Source organism: Yoonia sp., assembly GCF_036007805.1.
GTDB lineage: Bacteria > Pseudomonadota > Alphaproteobacteria > Rhodobacterales > Rhodobacteraceae > Yoonia.
The window spans coordinates 1-5256 of record NZ_DASYOK010000267.1 but is presented as its reverse complement, the minus strand read 5'-3'; the positions used below and the strand labels follow the sequence as shown (position 1 = coordinate 5256).

Here is a 5256-nt window from a genome sequence, read left to right as displayed (position 1 = left end):
AGCGGCGCATTGCCAGACATTGGTCATGACGCAACCCTTGTTCTGGACGGTCAGCACGGCCTCACATCCCTCTGGCGCGGCAAAGCTCTGCTGGGCCATGGCCGGAGCGGCCACAACCAAAGCACTGAGGATGATCATCGGCTTCATCATTTCTTTACCTTCCAGGTCAGCAGCTGTGACCTACCTAAATCGCGTGTATGACAGGCGTGCGTACAGGTTGTGTACAAGATGTGTACGCGTTCTGTACGGCCTATTCGGCGGCAACAGTCGCCGCCTGACCCAGATACTCCAACATCGCGGTCGCCGCGTCACGCCCATCGCGGATTGCCCAGACAACAAGCGAAGCACCGCGCACGATGTCACCTGCGGCATAGACACCCTCAAGGCTTGTCGCACCGGTGTTGAAGTCGGCTTTCACGGTGCCCCAACGGGTCACTTCCAGCCCCTCGACACCCCACAACTTCGGCAGGTCCTCGGGCTCGAAGCCCAGCGCCTTGATCACGATATCCGCGCCCTCGACATAGTCGGACCCGTCGATCAATTCGGGCGCTTGGCGGCCCGTCGCATCAGGCGCGCCAAGGCGCATCTTTTGCACCCTCACACCTGTGACAGGATCGCCCTCGAAACCGTTCGGGGCAGCAAGCCAGACAAACTCGACGCCCTCTTCTTCAGCGTTCTGCACCTCACGCTGTGATCCCGGCATATTGGCACGGTCACGACGATACAGACATTTCACGCTTTGCGCACCCTGACGGATCGCAGTGCGCACACAGTCCATCGCGGTATCACCGCCGCCAATGACGACAACGCGCTTGCCTTCTGCGTTCAATTCACCGCTGTCAAACTCGGGCACTTCGTCACCAAAGCTCTTGCGGTTGCTCGCGGTCAGATAGTCGATCGCATCGACAATCCCGTCCGCGCCGGAATCCGGCAAATCACGTGTTTTATAGACACCTGTGGCAATCAGAACCGCGTCATGCTTGCCGCGGATCGCATCAAACGACAGGTCCTCGCCCACGTTACAATTCAGCACAAACTGCACGCCACCGTCTTCAAGCTGGGCCATGCGCTGCATGACAATATCTTTCTCAAGCTTGAAGCCCGGGATACCATAGGTCAGCAAACCGCCGCCGCGATCATAGCGGTCGTAAACGGTGACCTGCACACCCTGACGGCGCAGCATATCTGCTGCCGCAAGACCACCCGGTCCGGCACCGATGATGCCCACGCTTTCACTCCGCTCGGCATGGGGGCGGATCGGCTGAACCCAGCCTTCCTCGAATGCCGTGTCAGTGATGTATTTCTCGACCGACCCGATGGTCACAGTCCCATGGCCGGACTGCTCGATCACACAGTTACCTTCGCACAGACGGTCCTGCGGGCAGATACGGCCACAGATTTCGGGGAACGTGTTGGTGGCCTGCGAAATCTCATAGGCTTCCTGCAAACGCCCTTCAGCCGTCAGGCGCAGCCAGTCGGGGATGTTGTTGTGCAGCGGACAATGGGTCTGGCAATAAGGCACGCCACACTGGCTGCACCGGCTTGCCTGCTCGGCGGCCTTGTCGCGTGCGTACTCGGCGTAAATCTCGCCGAAGTCTTCCTTGCGTAAGTTCGGCGGACGCTTTTCCGGCATCTCGCGCGAGACTTGTGTAAACTTCAACATCTTTTGGCCAGCCATAAGCCACCCTCCCGTATTCCAGAGCGAGACGCCTTTTAAAACGGTCCAAACCAAATGAAAAGGCAGCACTGCTGACCTATATAGAAGAAAATTTGTCGCGGCGGGCGAAAGATCGTGGTCAATAGGTTAAAATTAGGTCCGATTTGTGACCTATATCCTCTCTTTCCCCAAGATTCAGGCAGGTTATAGGTTGGACAAGACGAATCAAAAGCCGGATCAATGACAACACTCCACCTGCTCATCATCGCGATCATCCAAGGGATCACCGAGTTCCTGCCGGTGTCATCGTCCGGTCACCTGATCCTGTTGCCCTCACTGTCAGGCATGGCAGACCAAGGGCAGGTCATTGACGTCGCGGCCCACGTGGGCACGCTCTGCGCTGTGGTGCTTTATTTCTGGTCCGACGTGAAACTGGCCCTCGGCGGCACCCTGCGCCTGCTGCGCGGCAAGATTGATACGCAAGGCGCGTTCCTTGCCCTTTGCCTGATTATCGCAACAATCCCCGTGATCATCGCAGGCCTGATCCTCAAGGTGACGGGTCTCTCTGACGCAATGCGCGGTATCGCCGTGATCGGCTGGGCCATGATCATTTTCGGGATCGTGCTGTATTGGGCCGACCAGAAAGGCGCGGAAGAAAAGACAGCCACCAGTTGGTCATTGAAAGACGCCCTGAAAATGGGGCTCTGGCAGGCGGTTGCTCTGATCCCCGGCACATCGCGTTCCGGCATCACTATCACCGCAGGACGCATGCTGGGTTATACGCGTACAGATGCCGCGCGCCTTGCGATGCTGATGTCGATCCCGACAATCATTGCCTCTGGGGCCTTGCTGAGCCTCGATGTGATCGGATCAGGCAACATCGGCGCATGGCGCGATATCGGGCTGGTCGTCGCGCTGTCATTCGCGGCAGCACTGCTTGCACTGGCGCTCATGATGCGCCTTCTGAAATCTGTCAGTTTCACACCCTATGTGATCTACCGGATCGCGCTTGGCGTGGTGCTGCTCTGGATCGCCTATACCTAGGCTTTCAGGTTCTTCGCGGATTCCTTGATCGCGTCATACTGCCCCGACGGACGGAACCGCCACAGGTAATCAGGCAACACGGCCTCCATCGCGGTGGGCTGCAAACCCAGAGCGGCAAACCCTTTGGCATCCATGGAGACGACATTATCTACGCCAAGGTTGATCACCTGATCCTTCGTCACAGGCCCCTTGATCAGACCCAGCGACAGTTTGCGCACAATACCAAACACAGCCGCCATGATCCGCGCCATCCAGAACGGCGTATTCACGATCAAACGACGGCGGCGGATGATGCCCAGCATCAGCTGCATCAGCTCGCGGAAGCTATGCACATCGGGCCCGCCCAGCTCATACACACCGCCTTCGGCCTGCCCCAGAACACCTTTGACCGCTGCAGCAGCAACATCATCGACATAAACGGGCTGGAACTTGGTCTCGGCACCGATCACAGGCAATACTGGCCCTAAACGGGACATTCCGGCAAAGCGGTTAAAGAACTGGTCCTCGGCACCGAATACTATCGACGGACGCAGGATCATCGCCTGCGGCATATGCTCCAGCACGGCCGCTTCACCTGCTGCCTTGGTTTTGGAATATACGCTTGCCGCCTCGGCGTTCGCACCAATCGCAGAGATATGCACCATCCGCGCAACACCATGTGCAGCAGCGATACGGGCGATGCGCCCGGCACCTTCGGCCTGCACGGCGGAAAATGTGTTCTTGCCAACCTCGTCCAGCACACCCACGCAGTTGACCACAGCATCGGCACCCTCGGTCACAGCGGCAACACTGGCATCATCGCGGATATTGCAAAAGACAGGCTCGACCTGACCGACCACACCGTACGGGCGGACAAACATCGCCTCGTTGACGTTGCGCACAGCGACGCGCACGCGCCATCCCTCTTTCGCCATGCGCCGCGCGATATAGCGTCCGACAAAGCCGGAACCGCCGAAAATAGTGACAAGCTGTGACATCCGTGGCCCTTTAGATAAGTAGCTGATGTCGGGTTTACCCCCCGCCCCCCCTGTAAGACAAGGCGCAATCTGGGAGGATTTATTTGCGACCCGGTTATTTGTGGTCGAATCGCGTTGACAGCCCCTTAAACGGCGCGTAAATCCGCGCCACGTGACCTGCCCAGGTGGCGGAATTGGTAGACGCGCCAGCTTCAGGTGCTGGTGTCTGTATGGACGTGGAGGTTCGAGTCCTCTCCTGGGCACCACATTCCCCTCGATAAGTTGAAGAAAACCAAGAAAAACTTGGCTTTTGGGGTTTTCTGGGACCGCTCTCGGGACCATTTCCGTCAGTTTTTGGGCTGTGGATTGTCAGGTCTGGCCGAGGATGTGGAACAGGCAGTCCCCAAGGGTGTAGTTAGGCAGCTCAAAGCGGCTTCCTCAGAGGCCGCGCCCATGTCGCTTTCTCGGATCCTAGAAGAATACTATGCCTACAAAGCGGAGGAGAGTGACAACGGCCTGCGCACTCGGATGGACCGTATCCGCAAAGACCTGATCCTTAGCCTTGGCAAGAACCGCTTTGAGTGGACAGAGTTGAAGGACCTGACCCGGGCTGATGCAAACGCCTACCGAGACCTCTTGCTATCACGCATGGCCCCCAACTCTGTGCAGCGGAACCTTGGTGTGGTGAAGGCAGCGGTAAACCATGTCCTGCTGGAGCATGACTTGGACATTCGCAACGTGTTCCAGGCGATCAAGATTAAGGGAGCAGGCAGCAGCAACACCGATCGGCTGCCCATCACGGATGAGCAACTCGCCCTCATGACACCCGCCTTTGCCAGCAGCGACGTTGCCAACATGCGCTGGCCGCTGACCAGACCTGAACGACACGCTGGGCAAGGAGGTGCTGGGATACGTTGCCCGACTGTCACCCAACATCAGAAAGTACAGTGATGCGCAGGGGGCTTCGCTGGCAGAGCTTGCAGCCTTGTCGGAGGAGCATGATGAGGTATCCCTGACAGCCCAAACCCAGCGGCGGGTCTGGCGACAGTTGCAGCAGTTCCTTGACTGGTGCGTTCGGTCGGGGACCTTGGAGGCAAACCCTTGGGAGGGACTTCTGGTCAGAGACAAGCCAGAGGTCAGGTCACACAGGGTCCTGACTGATCCCCAGGTCTCTCTCCTCCTCAATGCAAATGACAGGGTGCTTCACAGCGCCCTTCTTTTTGCCTGCTGACAGGTATGCGGTCAGGGGAGGCCTGTGGGCTCTTGGCAGAGGACGTCAGCACCAAAGGCAACCTCGGGCGGTTTGTGCAGATCAAGCCCAACCACCTGCGGCCACTCAAGTCAAAGGCAGCTGAGCGGGAGGTGCCACTGCATCCTGTGCTGGAGCAGATGTTGGATACATCCCTCCCAAGCAAGGGGCGGCTCTTTCCATCCCTAACTGTCGATCGGGTGGTCAAGCGCTACGCCTACCTCAGGTCGGTGCATAGGGAGCTGCATGGCACGGTGTTCCACTCCACCCGTAAGTGGTTCATCACCCAGTGTGAGCGCACCGGTGTCCCTGCGCACTTCACCGCCTCCCTTGTCGGCCATCAGTCAGCC

5 protein-coding genes and 1 tRNA gene are annotated in these 5256 nt (G+C 58.4%); 4 read left to right on the top strand and 2 right to left on the bottom strand.

Going from position 1 to position 5256, the window contains the following annotated elements:
* Positions 1-250 precede the first annotated feature (250 nt).
* Entirely contained in the window at positions 251-1678 is a 1428-nt protein-coding gene (locus tag VGP75_RS14430; protein ID WP_327544330.1) for an NAD(P)-dependent oxidoreductase, read from the bottom strand.
* Between the two features lie 219 nt (positions 1679-1897).
* Between VGP75_RS14430 and VGP75_RS14425 the strand changes: the two genes are divergently transcribed.
* Positions 1898-2701, top strand: a complete 804-nt coding sequence (locus VGP75_RS14425) for an undecaprenyl-diphosphate phosphatase (RefSeq protein ID WP_327544329.1) — start codon at positions 1898-1900, stop codon at positions 2699-2701.
* On the opposite strand, the gene VGP75_RS14420 is transcribed toward VGP75_RS14425, so the two are convergent.
* Positions 2698-3678 carry a complex I NDUFA9 subunit family protein gene (locus VGP75_RS14420; RefSeq protein WP_327544328.1) on the bottom strand — a complete coding sequence of 327 codons (981 nt, stop codon included), beginning with the start codon at positions 3676-3678 and terminating at the stop codon, positions 2698-2700. The two genes, VGP75_RS14425 and VGP75_RS14420, sit on opposite strands and share 4 nt — an antisense overlap.
* Before the next feature lie 158 nt (positions 3679-3836).
* On the opposite strand from VGP75_RS14420, the gene VGP75_RS14415 reads away from it, so the two are divergent.
* The 3 genes from VGP75_RS14415 to VGP75_RS14405 form a co-directional block, all read left to right on the top strand.
* Positions 3837-3923, top strand: a tRNA-Leu gene (locus VGP75_RS14415).
* A gap of 16 nt (positions 3924-3939) precedes the next feature.
* On the top strand, positions 3940-4608 hold the full coding sequence (locus VGP75_RS14410; RefSeq protein ID WP_327544327.1) for a site-specific integrase: 669 nt from the start codon (positions 3940-3942) through the stop codon (positions 4606-4608).
* A gap of 285 nt (positions 4609-4893) precedes the next feature.
* Positions 4894-5256, top strand: a 363-nt coding sequence (locus tag VGP75_RS14405) for a site-specific integrase (protein ID WP_526025515.1), incomplete at its 3' end; no start/stop codon positions are given.

Coding starts and splice junctions, on each gene's coding strand:
- VGP75_RS14430 (WP_327544330.1), bottom strand. CDS start 1,678: ATGGCTGGCCAAAAGATGTTGAAGTTTACACAAGTCTCGCGCGAGATG.
- VGP75_RS14420 (WP_327544328.1), bottom strand. CDS start 3,678: ATGTCACAGCTTGTCACTATTTTCGGCGGTTCCGGCTTTGTCGGACGC.
- VGP75_RS14425 (WP_327544329.1), top strand. CDS start 1,898: ATGACAACACTCCACCTGCTCATCATCGCGATCATCCAAGGGATCACC.